Annotated in this window: 1 protein-coding gene and 1 pseudogene; one reads left to right on the top strand and one right to left on the bottom strand. The window is 47.2% G+C overall.

The window, feature by feature from the left end; genetic code table 11:
• Nucleotides 1-25: 25 nt before the first annotated feature.
• The gene (locus AAIE02_RS23570) at nt 26-421 is read right to left on the bottom strand and encodes a hypothetical protein (RefSeq protein ID WP_498533420.1); all 396 of its coding nucleotides are present in this window, start codon (nt 419-421) and stop codon (nt 26-28) included.
• Nucleotides 422-1,070: 649 nt separating this feature from the next.
• Here AAIE02_RS23570 and AAIE02_RS23575 point away from each other — a divergent pair.
• A pseudogene (locus AAIE02_RS23575) lies at nt 1,071-1,507 on the top strand (IS1 family transposase); the annotation flags it as partial.
• Nucleotides 1,508-1,866 lie beyond the last annotated feature (359 nt).

Here is a 1,866-nt window from a genome sequence, read left to right on the forward strand (position 1 = left end):
ACTGAGACATTCAGCCCGGTAAAAATCACTCAACCAGAAAGAGGTGCTCGAGCCTCCGGACCCCAAATAAGGCAGCCATGGCTGCTTTTCTCCCGTAGACGGTTTTGGTGGACAGGGCATACTTTTCCGCTAGGTCACCGGTGGTGCTTGCCCCAAGATGGTGGCGAAGAATATAAATATCCCGCGAGGATATGGCAGAGCGTGTGGCACGAAAACCACCATGCGATACAGGATGAGTCAACGCAGTGACCAGACGCCGCACTGGCAGGTCTGAAGGGAAAACGGCGAGCACCCGATCATCGCCTGCGGCAAAGTATTTCGCCAGGGCCTGCTCAAGCAGCGCGTCCACACCGAGACGAAAGTAATGATTATTGTCTGGCCAGCACAAAATCCCGCCAGCAACCATGCTTCCTTTCTCCATCCGCTCCCTCTGAGGCCGCTATCCATTCCGCAGCCAAGCACTCCGCCCTGAAGTCACTGGTATGACAAAACATGTCGCGGAATGAACCACGACATGCCGGTGCAACGAAAAATTGACATAATTCAGTTTGACACAAGGTAAACTGATTAGCAAAAACGATCAATGCCTATAATTTGATAGGCATAGATAATTAAACATAAGCCAATCGATCGTTCAACTTGATTCGCATCAAACATTTAATGAGATCAAAAAACATTAAACTCAATGCGTTACATCATTTGTATCCTGATGCTAAGTTTGAAACATCCAGAATCACGCAGACATCATATGATACAATAGCAACATCCTGTTACGTTTTACTATGCGATAAATACTCAACCCGAAAATGACAGCGCGGAATTGCCACCTGAAAATAAGACACACACCGCCAGCCCGCGCCCTGCCTGGACTACCGCCAGGCAGCAGACACCCTCCGCATGGCGCGGCATATAGTTAAAAAACTAAAATAACTCAGTGCGTGGGGCGCTTATGAATATCTCAGGATATATAACCGTGTTTATATTTCACCAATAATACCCATCTGTAAGTCGGTCACGTATTCAACGTGTTGATCATGTTGTAGAGTCACTCTATTTTTCGAGTGTATCTGATGGCTAAAGTTGACGTAAAATGCCCGTTTTGTGAACAAACCGAATCCGTTAAAAAACATGGCCTCGGTAAAGCTGGACTTCAGCGTTACCGGTGACAGTCATGCCGCCGTACTTTCCAGCTCGATTATGCTTATCGCGCGTGCCATCCCGGTGTGAAAGAACAGATTGTCGACCCTACGATGAACAACGCAGGTATCCGCGATACTGCACGGGCGATGCATATAAGCATCAACGCTGTTGTCCGCACTTTAAAAAACTCGTGCCACGATGTGTAACCGCACTCCCGCTGGATAATCTCCGAATTCAGCTGATTTGTGAAGTTGATGAAATGTGGTCTTTTATTGGCAACAAAAAGCAACAACGCTGGTTGTGGTATGCATGGGAACCTCGCCTGAAACGCATTATTGCCCATGCTTTCGGTAGCCGGAGTAGAAGGAGTTAGTTTGGAGATCGGAAATTTTTGTACGTTAAGCGCATCATTTAACCAGTTGCGATGCCTGACGGGTTGATTTTGCGTCAGCGGATATCGTTTTTAAGTTGTCGCTCTTGCGGTATCGCATTTAAATTATCCGATATAGGTCTAAACCCCTGAGAACGCCATCAGGCGCTGGAGTGCACCTTATTGCTATAGGTAGGTCTGTTCAAAAAAAGTCTTACCGAATGGAAGGGACCTCCCCTGATTATGCACCTGATGGCACTGTTGCAAAGATCTGGCGATGGTAAACTGATGCCACTGTTTAGCTGAAGGAGCAGCACATGAACCCATTCAAAGGTCGGCATTTTGAGCGTCATATT

The organism is Cedecea sp. Ae19-4 (assembly GCF_059801165.1).

What these genes read in the sequence shown, in the direction of transcription:
- AAIE02_RS23570 (WP_498533420.1), bottom strand. Translation starts at nt 421, where the DNA reads ATGGAGAAAGGAAGCATGGTTGCTGGCGGGATTTTGTGCTGGCCAGAC.